The 19,775-nt window shown below is 47.2% G+C and carries 12 protein-coding genes; 1 reads left to right on the top strand and 11 read right to left on the bottom strand.

Annotated elements, in window-relative coordinates; genetic code table 11:
• Positions 1-2,822: calcium-binding protein (locus P8P30_08610; protein ID MDG1287608.1), on the top strand; the 2,822-nt coding region annotated here is incomplete at its 5' end.
• 257 nt (positions 2,823-3,079) lie between these two features.
• Here the strand turns inward: P8P30_08610 and P8P30_08605 are convergent.
• The 11 genes from P8P30_08605 to P8P30_08555 all read right to left on the bottom strand — a co-directional run bounded on the left by P8P30_08605 (position 3,080) and on the right by P8P30_08555 (position 19,653).
• A complete protein-coding gene (locus P8P30_08605; protein MDG1287607.1) occupies positions 3,080-4,387 on the bottom strand; it encodes a type IV secretion system protein in 1,308 nt (435 codons plus the stop codon).
• Positions 4,388-4,408: 21 nt separating this feature from the next.
• Positions 4,409-6,379, bottom strand: a complete 1,971-nt coding sequence (locus P8P30_08600) for a hypothetical protein (protein ID MDG1287606.1) — start codon at positions 6,377-6,379, stop codon at positions 4,409-4,411.
• 53 nt (positions 6,380-6,432) lie between these two features.
• Positions 6,433-8,157, bottom strand: a complete 1,725-nt coding sequence (locus P8P30_08595; GenBank protein ID MDG1287605.1) for a type IV secretion system protein — start codon at positions 8,155-8,157, stop codon at positions 6,433-6,435.
• Positions 8,157-10,574 (bottom strand): VirB4 family type IV secretion/conjugal transfer ATPase, encoded by a 2,418-nt coding sequence (locus tag P8P30_08590; protein ID MDG1287604.1) that lies wholly within the window; start codon positions 10,572-10,574, stop codon positions 8,157-8,159. Before P8P30_08590 ends, P8P30_08595 begins: the two co-directional genes overlap by 1 nt.
• Before the next feature lie 9 nt (positions 10,575-10,583).
• Positions 10,584-10,889, bottom strand: a complete 306-nt coding sequence (locus P8P30_08585) for a VirB3 family type IV secretion system protein (GenBank protein MDG1287603.1) — start codon at positions 10,887-10,889, stop codon at positions 10,584-10,586.
• A gap of 111 nt (positions 10,890-11,000) precedes the next feature.
• Positions 11,001-14,483, bottom strand: a complete 3,483-nt coding sequence (gene dnaE / locus P8P30_08580; GenBank protein ID MDG1287602.1) for a DNA polymerase III subunit alpha — start codon at positions 14,481-14,483, stop codon at positions 11,001-11,003.
• Positions 14,480-15,151 carry an ABC transporter ATP-binding protein gene (locus P8P30_08575; GenBank protein MDG1287601.1) on the bottom strand — a complete coding sequence of 224 codons (672 nt, stop codon included), beginning with the start codon at positions 15,149-15,151 and terminating at the stop codon, positions 14,480-14,482. Before P8P30_08575 ends, dnaE begins: the two co-directional genes overlap by 4 nt.
• A complete protein-coding gene (locus tag P8P30_08570; protein MDG1287600.1) occupies positions 15,144-16,370 on the bottom strand; it encodes a lipoprotein-releasing ABC transporter permease subunit in 1,227 nt (408 codons plus the stop codon). Before P8P30_08570 ends, P8P30_08575 begins: the two co-directional genes overlap by 8 nt.
• Entirely contained in the window at positions 16,360-17,670 is a 1,311-nt protein-coding gene (locus P8P30_08565; protein MDG1287599.1) for a proline--tRNA ligase, read from the bottom strand. Before P8P30_08565 ends, P8P30_08570 begins: the two co-directional genes overlap by 11 nt.
• A 2-nt stretch (positions 17,671-17,672) precedes the next feature.
• Positions 17,673-18,713, bottom strand: coding sequence for a dTDP-glucose 4,6-dehydratase (gene rfbB, locus P8P30_08560; protein ID MDG1287598.1), 1,041 nt, complete (start codon positions 18,711-18,713; stop codon positions 17,673-17,675).
• Positions 18,714-18,726: 13 nt separating this feature from the next.
• Positions 18,727-19,653: a TonB family protein gene (locus P8P30_08555; protein MDG1287597.1), complete on the bottom strand. Its 927-nt coding sequence runs from the start codon at positions 19,651-19,653 to the stop codon at positions 18,727-18,729.
• Positions 19,654-19,775 lie beyond the last annotated feature (122 nt).

Raw genomic sequence — 19,775 nt, 5'->3', positions numbered from 1 at the left:
CGGATGGTACCGTCGGTTGGTTTGATGTCATTACCGATCAAGGCACAACCAGCATGAACCAACCTAATACCGTGGTTGAGGTCACAAGCTTCCACGAAGCACCTCCTGCGCCAGAATTTTCAGCACACAACCAAATCAAACAAGATTTCAATGATGTCATGGATTTTGCGCCTGAAGGTAAATATGACGCGCGTGAAAACTCTACTGAACAAAAAGAAGAGGCGCCTGAAGTCGATACGAAGAAAAACGCCGCTCCCGAAGCAGAAGCGACGGAAGTAGAGGCGAAAAAAGAAACTGCCGATGCACTAGAAGCAGCTGATACAGAAGCGACTGAAGAAGTTGCGGCACAAGACGCCGCTATTACAGAAGCTCCAGCCGAGGCAGCTCCTGCGGCGCAAGCAGATGCAACCGCGCCTGCAGAAATGGCAGACCTCATCAAAACGACTCTGAATGGTGAAGCCAATATATCTGCGTTTGAAGAAGCGCAAAATATGATGGAAGGCAAAGCCAATGGCGTGCCTGAGGATGGTATAGGCCAAACAACAGAGACGGAAGATACGGCCACCAAACAAGCTGAAATGCTTACCGAGATGATGGAAAGCATGGAAGGCGAAGCAGAAGACGTCATTGAAATGGCCGACCCTGCGGAAACGACTCTTGAAGAACTCGTAGAAGAAAGTCGAGATGATCTCGTCGAAAGCGTGCTAGCAACTCAAGTGGCGGCAGAAATTGTCGCAATCGAAGTGACTCCTACAGTCACTCCTGCGACCGAAGAACCGACAATTATAGAGGAGCCAACTGTTACAGAAGAACCCGTAACCGTGACTCCGGAAGTCGAACTCGAAGTCGAAGTCGAAGTTGAAACCGTAACGGTGACAGCGCCTATTATTGTAGCAGTAAACCCAAATGACAGCCAAACCCGCACCTTCGACGACTCAGTAGTAAATCCTGTCCTTAACTTCACATTAAACGGCTTTTCAAACAGTACCGTTGATGGTGGGTCTGCTGGCTCTTCGCTCACTTTAACCATCCAAAACTCATCTGACATTGATGCCACGGCTATTGTGGCAAATGGTGGAATCACCGCAAGCATTCAAGATAGCAGTAACGTAACAATCAAAAATCTTGCCGCCACTGCAATTGCAGACCAATTCACGATAGCAGGCACGACGACAGGAGAGATTGATGGTGGGGGCGGCAATGATACTTACGATTTCCAAAACTTCTCAGGCGATGTCACGGTTCATAGTGAATCAGGAGATACCATTCACATCGATAACGCCCTTCTAGATGGCGCCAAAATCAACCTCAAAGGCGCAGGTACGATTACCGAAGATGCAAGTGTCAGCTACGCTGCGGACCCGACACTAAGACTTGAAAATGACGGCGTAAACCCAGATAATCTAATCATCGAATTTGGTAACGCAGTAAATTCTCCCAAAATCATTATTGAGGATATTGCGACCGCTAATTTCCAATTCCAACATGAGGGGACTCAACCAATCAACTTTGGGAGTCATAGCATATCCGTTCTGCCTGAGACCCGCGACTTCACTTTAGCAGAATATAGCGATGCCTCTAAATTGACGGCTGTAAACGCGACTTTTTCTAATTCAGGCACTGCAGCACTTGATGTAGCTGGAGAGGTTCACGGTTCGGTGCTTGATGATACAATCACGACCAATGGAGCGTTCCAAACGATCTTTACTTATGATGGCGATGATGTGGTGTATGCAAATACAACAGCCGGCTCAAATAATGGTGGCAATGAAAACTCTGCCTTCGACCTTGGTGGCGGCAACGATACGATCATTGTCGAGAGCCATGGCATCGATTATATCGACGTTGAGGGCGGTGATGGCTTTGATATTCTAGATCTAAGAAGCGTCATTCCAACTAGTGGAGTCACACTAGATCTTACAGCAGGAACTGCTACCTATAACAACGGCTCGACGAACACACTCGTTTCATCGATAAACGGCATTGAAGGTTACCTCACAGGCCTCAAAGACGATAACATCACGGGCAGCAACGGCATTGATCACATTGATTCAAGTGCGGGCCATGACTCCATTGATGCCGGCGATGGCGATGATTTTATTCACGGCGCCGACGGAGACGATACGATTGATGGCAGCCTAGGAGACGATCACATCTTCGGTGGTAATGATAATGACAGCCTGATGGGTGGCGATGGTAATGACACAATAGATGGTGAAAATGATGACGACACCATGAGTGGTGGTAATGGCGACGACACCTTATATGGCGATAGTGGCAACGATATTCTCTTCGGTGATAGCCACAATGACTCCCTCTTCGGCGGAAATGATGACGATATGCTAGATGGCGGTGCCGGTGATGATTCCTTACAGGGCGGCGCTGGAAATGATATTCTGACTGCTACCCTCGGCAACGACATTGTGAATGGTGATGCCGGTGACGACATGATCATAATCAATAATTTGACTTACGGGAACCACTCTATTCAAGGTGGCACAGGTAATGACACCGTTAAATTTTCAGACGGTGGAACTTATGATGTTTCCAACCTCGACGCTTCAGATATCGAAATTCTTGATTTAACAGGGGGCGGCACTAACACTCTCATCAGCTTCACAGCAAATGAAATCTATAGCATTGCAGGCACGGACGCTCTCACTATTGAGGGTGATGCTGGTGATACAATTGCGACTAGCTTCACTGCTGCTGAAGGCTGGACCTCTACTAGCAGCACTGCAAGTTACACGACCTATCAAGCAACCTCCGGTGGCAACACCGTCACCATCAACCTAGACAATGACATCACACACGCCGTCTAAACGGGGATATTAAGCCCATGATAGTTCATTAACCACTGACGATCAGGGATACGTTTTGGGCCACAGGGGCTGCCTTGGGTTCCTACACAGGGGCTTGTGATCTCAGGTGGGACATCAAAACTATCAACAAAGTTGCCAACAGCAGTACAGCTCGAAAGTGCACAGACCGCAAACGCGGCTATAAGAATTGACCGTAGAGACAACATTTGCGTACTGTACAAAAATTCTTCCCCTCGCGTCAAGCAATAAGCCATTTTCTACATCCATCTCTTGGTTGCTCTTACCGCTTTGGTCGCAATCTGATCTGGCGCCCAGCCACGCGAGGTAAAGTAATTACGCGCAGACTCTGCATTCACCGAGAGCCTTAAACCACTAGATGAGAGCTCCTGTGCTAAACCTTCCACGAACGTAGAATACTGCCATGCAATATAAGAAGCCAGAAGGAAGAACATCACATCCGTCACATCGAGCGGGAAGAGAACACTAGGCGCTGCACCGCCGCCGCCAACTGCTGCCGGCATCACAAGCCCCGCATACCCCCAAATTCCGCCATCAACTTTGACACCATTAACGTTAACCGGTCGCCACCAAGAGAAGCCTTTACTGGTACCATTGGCCATAGCATCCATAGCTTCCCAGCACCAATTTACCGTCATCAACTCTCCCAAAGAAGCGGTAACAATCGTCACAAAGAAAGCCAGGAATGCAAAGAGCAGGATTGGCTGCAAGGTGAAATTAAGCACCATATTGATCCAACCTTCAAATAAGCTTTGCGTTCGCCTGAAAAGCAAAAACAAAAAGAATATCGGCGCTAATGCGAATAAAAACCAAAGCCCGACAATGGATTTAATATACGTAAAGAGTGCGCCAATGAGCGCCATGAATAGGTTAAAGGCACCCCAGACCAACAAGATAGCAATAGCGATCCCATAAGGCCCCAAGGGAATACATCCCAACACGGTAATAAAGAACTGAGTTGAAATAATTCGCGCTAATGGCCAGTTAAGAAACTGCAAAGGTGCCGTCAACTGATTTGCCAAATCGAGCTGCCCTGTATACCCCCCGGTTACCCCACCGACTGCCTGTCCCATAAATATTTCGACCATCTCGATCATGGTTCCGAAGAAGAAATTCGCAACAATATCATTAAAGAACTGCCATGCCCCTGGCCCCGTAACAGTAACGATCAAGCCAATTTTAAAGATTAAACTGAAGATCTCACCTGGCTTGAAATTCGCAATATTGAAAACAACCATGACACCATAAATTGCAAGGACCAGCATAATCGCAGTATTACGCACCTTAAGAAACTCGCCGTCGGTAATAATCGCAGAATAAAGTGTCTGGCTTGTCTTGCCTAAAATCTCAATAATCACACTCATAATGGCGCTAATGATACCGCCACCTGCCGCACTACTTGCCTGAAATGCAGGATCTGAAACACAATCCACATCGACACCCGCAGCCACAGCATCTCCTATACCAAGCGCCATCGAAAGCACAATACAGAGCATTAGGAATAACCATTGCGATGGTTGTTTTATAATTTCTAATATTGTCATCATATCCCGTATACCATTACCTTATTATCGCTTTGCGATCAGAGCCTTAGCACCATCTTTAATGCCTTTCGCTCCTATTCTATCCGCGAAACTTGAGTTTTTATCTTGAAGCGATTGGGTCCAACCATCTTCCAGTGCATTAAGCGAACCTCGAATACGTTGCTGTATCGTTTGTCCGCCGATCGTAGGGCTATTAATGGAAAGTGCAAAACCCATACGCCCAGTCACAGCTTGTGAAATCCGCTGAATCGATTCAGTGTAAGAGTAGAACACTCCCCCTACCACTGTCAGGGTTATCATCGCAACGATGAGCTTAATAAGCTGCTGGCTATGTATCCATGTTGAATCGCCTGTTATCGACACCGCGCCCACATTACTTAGATCAAGCTTTGACACCTCAGGTACTTGCGCATTAATTTTTTTATTTAAAAGCCCTCGAACCTCATCACCTATGAAATTATCGGCTCCTACCAAAGAGCTGGAAGCCCTGAGGACTGCACAAAGAGACTCCGCTGCTTTATTACCCCGCTCCTCTATACTTTTATCTTGAATGGCCTTATTAATCGCCTCTGTATATTTATCTTTATCTGCAACGATTTTATCGAGAATCCCACTCGCTTCCACCTCATCAAGCATATTGCGATATTTCCAACCGTAATACAATGTTGTCGCATAATCCCAATAGCCCGCCTTACCACACCTCTGTTCGATTTGCGTGAAAACCGTACTATCCGCTGTAATTTCAAACTCGAAAAGCTTTTCATCATTTTTGACAAGCTTGCTCAAATCGGCTGAAAGCATGTTAATCGTGGTTCCTAATATTTCATGCACAGGCTCCACCACCTTCGTATAGCCTGCAGGCTGGGTTCCTGGTGTGTACCTACGAATATCGGAATAAAGCTCACCATCTAAAAGTAGCTTCGATTTTCTAGGCGTGTTTGCCGCAGCGGTGAATATGTCACCATATTTGATGTAGTGGCCTTCGCTCCCTTTATAAAGCAGCACATCCAGCACACCCAGTGCAAAATACAGAAACGCAATCATCACTGCAGGCTGCATGATATTACGAATGACCATACTTAGCCAACGCTGGAAGAAGTAGCTTTCTGTCGCCTTAAAAAATATCGTCAAAATGAAAACTGGTAGCATCAACATCAACAGAGAAATCGAACCATAGGCCATAACAACCATAGTTGCCGTGCGAACCAAGAACATCGCTAATGCAATGAAAAAGCCAATGGCCATCATTGCAAAATGAATTCCAATGGTACTGGTAAAGAACCCTGCCCCTACAATCCCAAAAAGACCTGCGCTAAGTATGGTTGATGGCCCAAACCCATAGAGACGGCCAAACAGGCAATCCATCCAATCAAAAACACCAATCCATCCCAAATCAGGATAAGCTGATGTGTTAATATTCGCATCGCATATAAAAACGGAGCCCGCCGAAAATGTTGTTTGCGCACCACCAGCAATGATCACCATTAACGTGTCTGTTATATCATAAAATAGAATGGCAATATTATCCAAATTCTCGAACACCACTAGAGCACCCATGACTTTGCCTACAAACATAACGGCTTCGACCTTAACATTACGGAACATTCCCCCGACCGCTTTGATTCCTATAATGACCGTAGCAAGCAGGATCATAACATAAAGCGCTGGCGTCATATAACTATGAACCGCGCCCATGACCTCACTTGTTGTTTTTTCTAGAAGCGTTCGCATGCAATAGATAAAGCGTGCACTATATTTCTTTTGCCATTCAGCAGGCAACAGACCCGATCCGCTCGGCGCTTCTTTCAAACACTTCGTGACTGGAACTTTATTCTTGAAAAAATCCTTTCCAAAAATTGAACTTAGATTAATCCCTGCAATAACGCCTGCTACGCCAGTTTTAGTTCCATCTGTAGGGCCCGCTGTTCTTCCCTGCGCACTAACCGATTGGTCACTTTTATCGATGGGAGCAACAGGCCCAACAAACTGAGCCATTGCCGAAGTTGAAAGGCACATAAGAAGCATTAAAATAGAGATAAACTGACTTATCACGATGCCCCGCCTCTCTGACCGGTTGTGCCCGCAGCGCCATCGAGTGTTTCATCAACGACCTCACTTACAGCTTTCCCCATGTCTCCTGTTTCCGAACTCCTACGAACTGTTTCCTTCAGCGCATTAAGTGTCCATCGCATTTCATTCTCACCCACCATACGCATTTTCGTTGCACTACCAAATGCGGCACCAAATTGCTGCGCCACCAAATCATGTGTAATTTGCGGGACTGCAAGCACCATATTATAAAGAATAAACACCAGTATCGCAGTGGCCATGAGTTGCAGAATAACATTCTGTAGCCATTGCTCCTCCGTGACCTGAGTACCTTTCTTAGAAAGGTACTTCATAAAACCATTCCAATCGATTTTATAGACCATGATCCCACCCGTATGACTGCCCAAATCGTCGAGTGCCTTTTTACCACTTTGCGCCGCCGCCGCACTGAGGGTACTCATTTTATCCCAAATTCCTGTATCAACAAGCTTGTCGTTCAATTTATCCGTCGCCGTTTTAGAAAGTGTTTCTACCTCTGGACTCACATGACGTGTAAATTCAAAGATATTTGACCGCTTAATATATTTACTCCAATCATCTGTTGCAGTTTTTGTCACCGCCTTAACAACATCCTTAATTCCGCCAGCAACTGTTCCAGTTGGCGTCAAACCTAATGCTTCTGAGAACGTGGTTACTTCGGTTTGCTCTTTATTAGACATCTGTGTGAATAACGAAGTTGGTCCGACAAAAATGGTAAATTCCAATGCAACTAACATCAAAATCATAAATAACATCAACAACATAGGCTGCAATGCGTAAGCAATCATCATTTTAAACCATGTCGTAAATTGCTTATAGGTTAATCCGAATAAAAGCATTGGTACAAATAACGGTGCTAATAAGAACAAGAACGAAATAGCGAGAATGGCAACAAGGTACGTAAAGACCAACCTCATCGCAATAAGCAGGAGCATTAAAACAACATAAAGGAGCCCAAAGCCAATCCCAACACCGATTCCACCAGAAAAGAAAAGACTTAGGACAATTGAAAAAATACCAGCGGAAAGAGCGCCCCCAATCAGACCGGTGAATTTTAGAAACAAGCAATCCCAGCTTGCCCATAAGGTGGGTGCTTTGCTGCCTGCTGCCGTATCGCAAAGGTTACCCATGTTACCGGCCGCAGTACTGACTGTCGTTGCAAGCCCTTGCACCATATCCAAAGACAGACCATAAACCCACATATACTTGCTAAAAAATAACGTCACACCGCCAATTTTCAGTATTAAGATAAAACTATCCTTCGGAATGCTTTGCACTGCCCCTAGCGTCAAATTAAAACCAAATAACACCACTGCCAATAGAATGCACCCGCTCACGAGTGATACATAGAAATCTCGATATGGACCATGCGTCACGATACTGCCAACAGAATTATAGATGAGCCCATCCGGTTTCCCGGCGAAGCAACTTACAATTCGATCCAACCATAGACCAGGTGCAGGAGCACACGGACAGATAGCCCCCCCTGAGTTCATCATATCGTTAATGATGCCGCCGCCACCGTTTGCAATACGACTCTGACGTAACGTCTCGCACCCTGTTGGATCTGCTGCTTTATCGCTCGTAAGTGCACTCGTATGTTTTGGATGAATTTGCGCTAATACCTCACCTCCGCTTACGAAAAGCAGCCCAAACATCAAGGCAAGGTGGAAGAAGCAACGCATCAATTGGCAGCTCCTTCACGCAATCGTTGCTGGAAAATGGGCAGAAAAACAGCTGGATTATCGCCAACTTCAGAACGTACTTGGTCAAGCACACGCACGGTCTCAGCGCGCGCAGAAAGCACGTTAATTTCTTCATCCATGCCGCTCAAATCAATACGAGCAATGACCACATCCTTGCCTTGCTTGAGCAAGAAGTAACGACTTGATGGATCCGTTGTTTTGAGCAAATTGAATTCACGATCACTTAACATAAAAGCCGTTTGGTAAGCAGCTGTTGCCTTCGCATTCGGCAAGAAAATTTGCGTTGCCGTTTGCTGGATCAACGTATCAGAAATACTACTTCCCACCGCATCCTCAACACTTTGCGTGGCGAAAATCACCATCGCATTCAGCTTCCGCATCGTCTTGAGCCAATCTTTAATTTTACCCGCAAAAATCGGATTATCGATCAACGCCCAAGCCTCATCGAGAACCACAACCGTGGGCGTTCCATCCAACGATAAATTCACCTTATGGAACAAATAAAGCAGCACGGGAGCGAGTGATGATTTATCTGAAAGCACCTCTCCCATCTCAAAACCAAACGTACTATGTGTCGTAAAATCAAGCGCATCATAGGGGTTATCAAAAATTCGAGCATAACGCCCTTCACCATACCATGGTTTCAAGCGAGAGGCGATTGAGCCTGTTTTCTCCACTCCAAAAAATGCAGCAACATTACGCAACATTCGATCTTTTTTCGCGAGTTTGTAATTACCATTGACCGCTTCTTGAATTTGCTCAACTTCCTCTGGCTCAAGCGTTTTATCATCAAAACGAACCAGTGATTCCAGCCATTCTGAAATAAAATTCCGGTTCTCATTTGTGTCCGGCAAGTGAAGCGGATTAAAGCCACAGCGCTCGGACGGTTGAATGACGCTATAAGCTCCGCCGATTGCACGCACAAAAATCTCTGCGCCCCGATCTTTATCAAACATAAAGAGTCGGCAATTAAATTTCTGCGCTTGCGCACATAAGAAATTCATCAAGACCGTTTTACCGGCACCCGTTGGCCCGATAATCGTTGTATGTCCGACATCGCGTGTATGAAAATTAAAGAAATAGGGCGTTCCCGAAGTCGTATCAAATACGGTAACCGCATCCCCCCAATGGTTCTTCTTAATACGGCCCGTCGGATAATTATGCATCGACACAAAACCCGCAAGATTCATGGTATTAATTTTCGAAGGGCGCCCAATAAAACTGAAATTCCCTGGCAGTTGTGCCCAATAACATTGCTCTAATATCATTTTCTCACGTACGGGAGCGATCCCCACATCCACCATCTTACTAATAGCCAGAGCTAGAGAATCTTCTAAAGCCGTTAAATTATCGTCTATCACCATCACACTACAATGATGATCACCAAAGGCGACGTTACCGCCCATCGCCATATCCAAAGCGGCATTAATTTCAGCAATTTGACTCACCGCAGCATCTTCAGCCGACGCCATGCGGTTTTGCTGTGTTCGCATTTTACCAATCGCCACCGTCCGGTTCACAAATGAGAAGGACTGCGTGATAATAAACTCAAAGGGCAACTGGAGATAAGCGTCAAGCAATCCTGCTGCCGTTGCCGGAGCATATTCTCTCACACTAATCATTCCGGCAAAACGTGTTTTCGTTAAACCCCGAAGCTCAATTGCGCGATTGCCGAAATACAAGCGCTGCGTCGAAAGGTAATGCGAGATATCCATCGTTGGCACTAACATTTGCTGGCGCTGACCGCCATTGACAAGCATCCCCAAAAACTGCAATGGCTGTGACAAGACACCATGCTGCGTCTGCACACATGTCAACAATCGCGGATTATAATCACGCAAACTTGCCAAAAGACGATGGGTTATTTCCTTAAGCTCTTTTTGTGCCTCACGCATGGCTTCATGCTTTTGGCCTTCATCAACAGAATTAGATAAAACGTTGATATAGTGCCCAATCGCACCCAACCCTTCCGTATCCTCACGGCGAACCACCGTAATATAGAGTTCATTCACATACGATTCGTGATTGCTATGCTTCTTCCGCCACTGCTCATTCAACTCATGCGCAAATTTATTTGTAAATTCTCCGCCAGGATAAGCACTTTTTTTGCGCCTAACGGTATGAAACCAGGCGGCATAATTACCGTTGGAAAGACTTTTTAGCAGTGAGTTACGCACCACTTTCTTCATATCAACATCGCTATCATCTGCTGTCTCGAAAGACCAACCTTCCAGACGAATGGTTTGCATCAACTCACCTGATTTGGTGATGATGGTCTCTTTATCAAAGTGATGTTGGTAAGGAATAAACTCAGAAACTGAAACTTCACGCCTAGAGTAACTTGCATTCGTCACCTTGCGGCGACCAAAATTCAGATAATCTTCAAAAGCTTTCATGCTATCTCCCTAAAATACATCATAGGAGTTTGTCTGTTTATGGAAACCCCGATTCACGCATTTCATGCCTTTGGACATTTTAAGAATAAACAACTCAACCGCACGCGGTTCGTTCATACAAATCACAAAACCAATACCGTGAATGGCAGGTGCAGCAACGAATAGGAACAAGAAATTACTCGTCCAAATGAATGTCAGCAGGCAAACAGAGGCATTCACAACAAAGTACATGTAGCTTACGCCCATCGCCATTGGAGGGCGTGCCAAGCCCTGAAAAAGCGGGTCAGCCTGTAGTCGAGCTTCGTTATCAGCCATTTTCCAACCCTCATCTATTATTTTTATTAGCTTACAGAGTAACAGAGAAATGTTTCAGTTTTTTGACGTTCTTACGCTATTTTTTACTTAAAAATCTTAAACTTGTGGAAATTAAGCCGCCTTCTTTTGCACATGTTCAAGCATTTGTTCAATCCGTTCGGCTTCTTGCAAACTGATATTATAGAAACCGGACAACGAAATGATCGCCTCATGCCCGTTATCTGTGACCACTTTTAAACTCACTCTACTGCCCGAACTAGCCTTTAACTCACCGAGTGCTTCTACCAATCCGCCGATCGCTCCAATTTGCGAAATCGTAAAGCGCTGAACGGGCGATTTCGCCCCAACAACCGGCCGATTAAGCGCCTGCTCAAGTGATATAATATCCTTTGCAATCAAACGAATGCCAGAATCATCCTGCTTCCCTTCAGCGATTACAACAACCATCGCACCAGAGATTAAAAGTTCGCGTTTATTATCCAATAACGTTTCATCGAAAATAGAAACTTCGTACGTTCCCGTCTCATCTGAAAGCCCAACAAACGCAAAACGCCCTTTTTGAGAACGCTTATATTTCACCTCACCAATAATACCTGCGAGCTTCACCACTGAATAATCAGAACCTAAGCGCCCTGTCAAATTCGCTGAGGTCGTTCGACGCAATGCCTCCATCGCAGCCACATAACCCGCCATCGGATGCCCACTCAGAAAGAACCCAATTGCCGCAAACTCCTCATTTAAACGCTCCGTTTTTGTCCAATCAGGAACATCAGGCAAGTCAGGCTTAGGCACTGCCACCTCTTCAGGTGCAGCCGCAAATAGGCTATCTTGTTCACTTTCATTATCTTCGGCTGTCGCATTCGCAAAGATCAAAATTTTCTCTAGTGATCCGAACAGCTGCTTGCGATTCTCATGCATCGAGTCGAATACACCTGCGCGAATCAGGTTTTCCATCTGGCGCTTATTGAGCACTTTGCTATCCACGCGCGTCACCACATCGAAGATATCGTTGAACTTTCCGTTCGCTTCACGCTCAGATATCAACATATCCATCGCATCACGCCCAACATTCTTAAGCGCGCCTAGTGCATATCTTATGGCTTTTTTATCCTCTGTATTATCGGTTCGAAAATCAGAAAATGAATGATTAATACAGGGCGGCAAAACATCAATATCACGAAACTTTGAATCTTCCGCAAAGATGGCAAGCTTCTCCGTATTCTGGATATCATACGTCATCGACGCGGCGAGAAATTCAGCCGGGTAATTCGCTTTCAGAAAAGCCGTCTGATAGGCTATGAGTGCGTAAGCTGCCGCATGCGACTTGTTGAAACCATAGCTCGCAAACTTCGCCATTAGGTCGAAAATCGCCTTCGCTGTCGCTTCTTTAATACCGTTATTCACTGACCGCTCGGTGAATAACGCACGCTGCGACTCCATCTCTGCTGCGATCTTCTTACCCATCGCGCGACGCAGCAAATCAGCTTCACCGAGACTATAGCTCGCAAGCTTCTGCGCGATTTGCATCACCTGTTCCTGATAGATCATCACACCGAACGTCTCAGAGAGAATTGGCTCCAAATCAGGATGCAAATATTCTGGCTCTTCTCTGCCGTGCTTGCGCGCAATATAGGTCGGAATATTATCCATCGGCCCCGGACGATAGAGCGACACTAATGCAATAATATCTTCCAAACTATCGGGTTTCAGCTTACGCAGCGTGTCGCGCATGCCGGAGGATTCCAGCTGGAACACTCCCGTTGCATCGCCTTCACCCAACATTTTATACGTCACCTCATCACCCTCAGGCAGCATAAGGAGGTCTAATTCAACCTTCTCATTTTCTTTGATGAACTTACGCGCCGTCTCCAAAACCGTGAGTGTTTTGAGTCCTAAAAAGTCAAACTTTACGAGGCCTGCTGCCTCCGCATATTTCATCGAGTACTGGACGACCAGCATATCCGAACGCGGATCACGATAGAGCGGCAAAAGCTCTACAAGCGGCCTATCACCAATGACCACACCCGCCGCATGAGTCGAGGCATGACGGTATAGCCCCTCCAATTGCAACGCAATCTCGACCATCCGCTCCGTATCTTCTTCTTCACGGATCGCCTCACGCAAAGTTGGTTCCTGATCAATCGCTTCTTGTAGCGTGCACGGGGCGGCTGGATTATTAGGAACAAGCTTGGTAATGCGATCCACCTGACCATAAGGCAGTTGCAACACACGCCCCACATCGCGCAAGACCGCACGCGCTTGCAGTTTACCAAACGTGATGATTTGCGCCACTTGGCTGGCGCCATATTTTTGCTGCACGTAACGAATCACTTCGTCACGACGGTCCTGACAAAAATCGATATCAAAATCGGGCATCGATACACGTTCTGGATTCAAGAAACGCTCAAACAGCAATCCATAACGTAAGGGATCCAAATCCGTAATCAGCAAAGACCATGCGACGACAGACCCTGCACCAGAACCACGCCCCGGCCCCACAGGAATATCATTATCTTTTGTCCATTCAATAAAGTCCGCAACGATGAGGAAATACCCCGGGAAGCCCATTCCGTTAATAACATCTAACTCATAAGCGAGACGGTCAGTGTATTCTTTCGCAACTTGCTCACGCTTCGCTTTGTCCATGTCATCGGTAAAGACTTGCTTCTCAATACGGCGCTGCAAACCAACTTCCGCTTGCTCTTTCAATAGGCGTTTTTCTTCTTCAATATCACCAAAGCGCGGTAAGATCGGCGCGCGTGCGGGTGACATAAACGAACAACGTTTCGCAATATTGAGGGTATTCTCAATCGCCTCAGGCAGATCAGAAAACAGCTCCACCATCTCTTCCGATGATTTGAAATAATGCTCTGGCGTTACCCGACGACGATCATCTTGCGTAACATACGCACCATCGGCAATACACAGCAATGCATCATGCGCCTTATGCATTTTGCGCGTTGCGAAATAGACATCATTGGTCGCGACAATCGGCAAATTATGCTTCGCCGCTAGCTTCAATAATGCGGGTTCAGGTTCTAACTGCGCCGGCGTATCATGGCGTTGGATTTCAATATACAGCCGCTCTGGAAAGAGCTGCTTCATCTTATTCAACCATTGATCCGCCACATCTCCACGGCCCCGCAAAATGCGCTGAATCAGTGGACCACCCTCACCACCGGTCAAACAAATCAGACCGTCGGTTTTACCCTCCAGAATCTTCCAATCCAGAATAGGTTCACCCTCTTGCGCTGATTCAAGATACGCACCTGAAGCCACTTCCAGAAGATTGTGATAGCCCTGTTCATTTTGAGCCAACAACACAATAGATTCAGGTTTTGGGCGTAAATTATGCGTCCGCATCCCTTCTTGTGGCAAAGGAACAAAATCTAACTGGCAACCCATAATCGGCTGCACACCGACTTTGGCCAACCCTTGCGCAAGCTCCAATGAGCCGAACAAATTATTCACATCGGTAATCGCCACGGCAGGCATTTCATACTGCACGCAGAGCTTGCCCAAATCTTTTGGTTTAATCGCGCCTTCCAGCAATGAGAATGCCGTGCGCAAATGCAAATGGATGAATTGCGTCATGATAATTCACCCTTATTCAGCACAACCGAACGCCCCATACGCAACGCCAAATTTTTATTATGCGTCGCAATCAATGCCGACATGCCGCGCTGTTTAATCGCAGCCATCAAGAGCTGGAACACAACTTCTGAAGTCTCGTCATCCAAGTTACCCGTCGGCTCATCCGCCAACAATAAAACTGGATCATTCGCGAGCGCACGCGCAATCGCCACGCGCTGCATCTCGCCACCCGAGAGCTGAGACGGACGATGCGAGAGCCGATCCGCCAAACCAAACTCGCTGAGCAAAGACTCCGCATACGCCGTTGCGTCTACCTTTGATTTACCTGCAACTAATTGCGGAAGCACCACATTTTCTAATGCGGTAAATTCGGGTAGCAAATGGTGAAATTGATAAACGAACCCAAGTGCCTGACTGCGCACTAACGTTCTGTCACGCTCACTCAAATTCGCAAATTCGCTTCCTTGCAGCATCACGCCACCACTATCGGCGGGCGATAAAAGACCCGCGATTTGCAGCAAAGTTGTTTTACCCGAACCCGATGCACCGACCAGCGCCACTGCCTCGCCAATCCCAATCTCTAAATTGATATTGCGCAGCACTTTTAGCTTCTCAGCGCCTTGCGAAAAAGACTTATTCACATTGGAAAGTTTAAAGAGACTACTCATAACGCAACGCCTCCGCTGGATCTAACGCCGCCGCACGGCGCGCCGGATAAAGCGTGGCAAGGAACGATAGAATAAGTGCCATCGCCACGATTAAGCCAATTTCAAACCAATCCACTTTCGCCGGGAGCGTCGAGAGAAAGTAGAGATTCCCCCCCAGCAATTGCTGCCCTGTTGTCGCCTCAAACCACTGGCGAAACGCATCGGCATTAGTCGCAATAAGAATACCAAGTACCACGCCCGCCAACGTCGCCACGGCCCCAATACGCACGCCCATATAAACAAATATTCGCTGAATAGAGCCACGAGTGACACCATAAGCGCGCATCACCGCAATATCGCGCTGCTTATCTTTCACCAGCATCACAAGGCTCGCAATAATGTTAAACGCCGCCACTAACAAGATCATCATGAGGATCAGAAACATCACCGTGCGCTGCACATTTAAGGCTTCAAAGATTGCACCATTGGTTTGCTGCCAATCGAGCACATTATACTCCGCACCCAATATTTTACGAAGTTCATTCGCCACCGCTGACGTATCATCTAACGAGTTCAACGTAATTTCAATAGACTGCGCACTCGGCGTTTTGAAATAGGTTTGCGCCTCTGCAAACGGCATAAGAATAAGATTGGAATCAATCATGCTCATGCCAAACGTGAAGTCACCCATCACCGGATAAGCCTTCATACGCGGCACTAGCCCGACCACCGTTTGACGACCGTCAGGCGAAATTAGCGTGAGTCTATTTTGGCCACGAAGATTGCGCTTCAAGCCACTGCCTACCAACAAGCCTTGCGTCTCAAGCGAGCCACTATTGAGATAATCTTGCAGGTAGGATTTATCTTCCACACCAGAGAGATCATACGATTTCACCTGCGCTCCGCGCGCAAGGTTCTTCGCCGTAATCATCACCTGTCCTTCAATCACGGGCACGGCGCGCTTCACTTGTGCGATCGAGTTAATTTTCTCTAACAGCGAACCCGTATCTGGCACTTGACCTGATTGATGATAAACATGAACATGCCCACTTAAGCCGATGAAATGCTTTAGCATTTCTCCACGCACGCCGTTCATCACCGATGTCACCACCACGAGCGTCATTACCCCCAACGCGATACCGACAATCGCAAACCAGATAATCACCCCAATGAAACTCTCACGTCCACGCGCGTTCAAATAGCGCTTCGCAATGAAAGATTCGTGAGGTTTAAGCAGCACGTGCGATCGCTCCTTGCTGGATCAACTCAAGAGCCGCTTCCGCAGAAATTTCTTGCTTCTCACCGCTACGGCGATTTTTCAGTTCAACCGTTCCAGCCGTCACACCACGCGGGCCGATCGCGATTTGCCAAGGCAAACCAATCAAATCCATCTTGGCAAACTTTTGGCCTGCGCCATCATCCGTATCATCATAAAGAACGGAAACGCCTGCCGCTTCAAACTGCTGATAAAGGCTTGCGCAGACCTCTACACATTCGTCATCCTTACCGCGCAGATTCATCAAACCTACGGTAAAGGGCGCAACCGCTTCCGGCCAAATAATACCGGAATCATCATGATTAGCCTCGATCAATGCACCGACCAAACGCGAGATTCCAATCCCGTAGGAACCACATTCAGGATATACAGGCTTGCCATCAGGCCCTTGAACCGTAGCGCCCATAGATTTGGTATATTTCGTACCAAAATTGAAAATATGGCCAACTTCAATACCGCGTGCTTCGCGTAAATCTGCTTTGGCAACGGGGCAATTATCCGCGTCATGTTGTTCATCAGCCGCCGCGTAAAGCGCACGCATTTCTTCTGCTGGAAGCGAGAGTTTACCGGCGCGTATATCATCGAACTTTTTATCATAATAAAGTGCCGACTCACCCTCATCCGCGATCACGCAAAATTCATGACTCAAATCACCACCGATATCACCCGTTTCTGCACGCAACGGAATAGCAACCAACCCTAAACGATCAAATATTCTCAAGTACATTTGGTAATATTTACCATAAGATTCCACCGCATCTTCGTGGGTGAGGTCAAAGCTATAAGCATCTTTCATCAAGAATTCACGCCCCCGCATCACACCAAAACGCGGACGAATCTCATCACGAAATTTCCACTGGATATGATAGAGGTTCAACGGCAATTCTTTGTAGCTTTTGACACTATTGCGAAACACATCCGTGATAAGCTCTTCATTGGTCGGGCTGTAGAACATCATACGGCCATGGCGATCTTTAATCTGTAGTGTTTCCGCTCCACAATAGGTTCCACGCCCCGACTCTTCCCATAAATCTGCTGGCTGTATGGTGGGCATCAACATTTCATTCACACCGGATTTGGCATGCTCATCACGCACGATATTCTCAACCTTGCGAAGCACTGCCAACCCCAGCGGCAACCAGTTGTAAATGCCAGAGGTAACCTGTCGAATCATCCCCGCACGCAACATTAAACGATGCGACACAATTTGCGCTTCGGACGGATTCTCTTTAATGAGTGGAAGAAAATAGCTGGAGAGTTTCATGATTACGCGGCCTTCTTCGCTGCAGTAATGGCCTGGCACCACACTTGGTTATCAAGGTACCATTGGATGGTTTGTTCCAAGCCTTGTTCAAAGGTGTATTCATTCGTGTAATTCAGTTTTGCGCGCGCGTTGGAATCGTCCATCGCATAGCGGCGATCATGGCCGGGGCGGTCCGTCACAAAACGAATAAGCGCCGAATGCGTTTGCGACATTGAGCGCGGGCTTAACTTATCTAGCGTGGCACAAATCGTCGTAACCACATCAAGATTGGTACGCTCGGCATTACCGCCGAAGCAATAGCGTCCGCCCGGTTCACCTTGGGTCAATGCCGCATAAATTCCACGACAATGATCTTCGACATGAATCCAATCACGCACATTTTTACCGTCACCATAAACCGGCAAATTCTTTTCGGCTAAACCACAAGCAATCATATGCGGGATCAGTTTTTCTGGATGCTGACGCGGCCCGTAATTATTCGTGCAGTTCGTCAGCAAGGTTGGCAGACCATACGTGTGATGCCACGCATTGACCAAATGATCCCCTGCCGCTTTCGAAGCCGAATAAGGCGAGCTTGGCTGCACCTGAAAATCTTCATGGAATTTCTCATCGGAATCCAATTCCAGCGAACCATAGATCTCATCCGTCGAAATCTGCAGATAACGGAACGCAGCCGCTTGCGCTTTGGGCAAAGCACCCCAATAGTGCCGCGCGCATTCCAGCAAGCGGTAGGTTCCCACGATATTCGTTTCGATAAACTCACCGGGACTACTGATTGAATTATCAACATGGCTTTCTGCCGCAAAATTCACCACCGCATCGGGCTGGTACTTATCCAACAAGCTACTCACTAGCGAAGTATCGCCAATGTCACCTTCATACAGCTCCCATTCGCCTTTGCCGGAAATCCATTCCAAGTTTGCAGTGTGGCCTGCATAGGTCAGTGCATCTAGCACGATGACTTTATGCCCTTGGTCAACACAGAGTTTGACGAAAGAGCTTCCAATAAATCCGGCGCCGCCGGTAACGATGAGTGTTTGCATGATATCTAGACTATTACGGTATGAAGTTAATGGGAATGAGAAATTCTAAGTATGGCTTATTATCTGGATAGTCACCCGGAACAGACGGCAGCGGGTTAGCCGCATCAATCATTTGCGTAATCGCACGATCAATTGCCTCCGACCCGCTAGATTTTTCAAGTAAGTAGCGCAGCACACGGCCTTGGCGGTTAATACGAATGCGCAAAACAACCTTACCGCCCTCACCTTTCGAACGTGCAGCATCAGGGTAAACTTTATGTTTATCAATCCATAGCGAGATGGTCTGCGTATAGCGTTTTTGGATTTCTGCCTTCTTGGAACCCGAATTCCCAATCACCGAGCCGCCATTTTGATCGAGCTCTTTAGGCTTCTTACTACCTAACTTCGCCGTCAACTGATTCGCACGCACATAACGTTTCGGCTTCTTCGCTTCCGCCGTACGGGCGGTTTTGAGCGGCTGACGAATCACCTGACGCTCCATCTTAGGTTCAGGCTTCTTCACTGCCACTTTTGGCAAAGGCTCAGGTTTTGGCGGAGTTTTCTTTTTCACCACTTTGACCGGTGCAGACTTAGGCGGCGGAGGAGGAGGCGTAATGGCCGCTTTAGGTTTTGGCGTCTCTAACGCCGCACGCGCCACCTCCTGCTTAGCGGCTTCCACCTTCTTGGGAACTGGCTTTGCTTCAACCTTCTTCGCCAGTTCAAGTTTTGGCTCAACCTTCTTGATCGGCTCCGGTTTAACGGGCTCCGGTTCGGGGCGCTTTTCAATCACCGATTTAGCGGGCGCAGGGGCTGACGCGACAGCAGGCTGCGTTTCCGCCAATCGGCGCTTAGAGAAGAGTCGCTTCACATCCGATGAAGTAATCGCCGCGGCATTAGCCTTACCGCCCAGCTTCACATTGAGCACGCGCACCGGCACCACCTGAACATTATCCTGGGGCATAATATAATAAATCACCGCGCCCATCATATGCAAAAAGAATGCGACGAAAACCACTGCGAAAAAATGCTTCCCATTCAGGTATTTCCCAAACCGTGCGTATTCGCTGTTTTCAATATTTCTGA

This window comes from Rickettsiales bacterium, assembly GCA_029252805.1.
Lineage (GTDB): Bacteria > Pseudomonadota > Alphaproteobacteria > Rickettsiales > JALZUV01 > JALZUV01.
Note: the sequence above shows the minus strand (reverse complement) of the source record. Positions and strands in the feature narration are given on the sequence as shown.